The organism is Aromatoleum toluolicum (assembly GCF_012911005.2).
Taxonomy (GTDB): Bacteria; Pseudomonadota; Gammaproteobacteria; order Burkholderiales; family Rhodocyclaceae; genus Aromatoleum; species Aromatoleum toluolicum.
This window is the reverse complement of the sequence record NZ_WTVS01000197.1, coordinates 1-471: the sequence shown is the minus strand read 5'-3', so window position 1 is coordinate 471 and position 471 is coordinate 1. Positions and strand designations below refer to the sequence as shown.

At 73.7% G+C, this 471-nt stretch carries 1 protein-coding gene; it reads right to left on the bottom strand.

Translation table 11 applies throughout. The features are described 5' to 3' along the window. Positions 1 to 4 precede the first annotated feature (4 nt). Positions 5 to 471: acyl-CoA dehydrogenase family protein (locus tag GPA27_RS28345; RefSeq protein WP_256223146.1), on the bottom strand; the 467-nt coding region annotated here is incomplete at its 5' end.

Here is a 471-nt window from a genome sequence, read left to right as displayed (position 1 = left end):
GTCCTCAGGCGCTCAGGTGCGGCGGCGCGCGCAGCTGCTCGGGGGTGGTGAAGTAGGCTGCCGATGCCCCCAGCCCCGCGCGCGCCTGCGCCAGCTCATGCCGCGCCACGGTGCGCAGGTGCACCTCGTCGGGCCCGTCCATCAGCCGCAGCGCGCGGCCCCAAGTCCAGAAAGCGGCCAGCGGCGTGTCGGGCGACATGCCCATGGCGCCAAAGACCTGCATGGCGCGGTCCACCACGCGCTGCTGCAGGCGCGCGGCCACGAGCTTGATGGCGGCGACCTGGGCACGCACGCTGCGCGCATCCACAGCGTCGCCCTGGTCCAGCAGCCACGCGGCGTGCAGCACCAGAAGGCGCGCCTGGTCGATCTCGATGCGCGACTCGGCCAGCCACTCCTGCACATTGGCCTGTTCGGCCAGCGGCTTGCCAAAGGCCGTGCGCTCCAGCGCGCGCTCGGTGGCCAGGCGCAGCG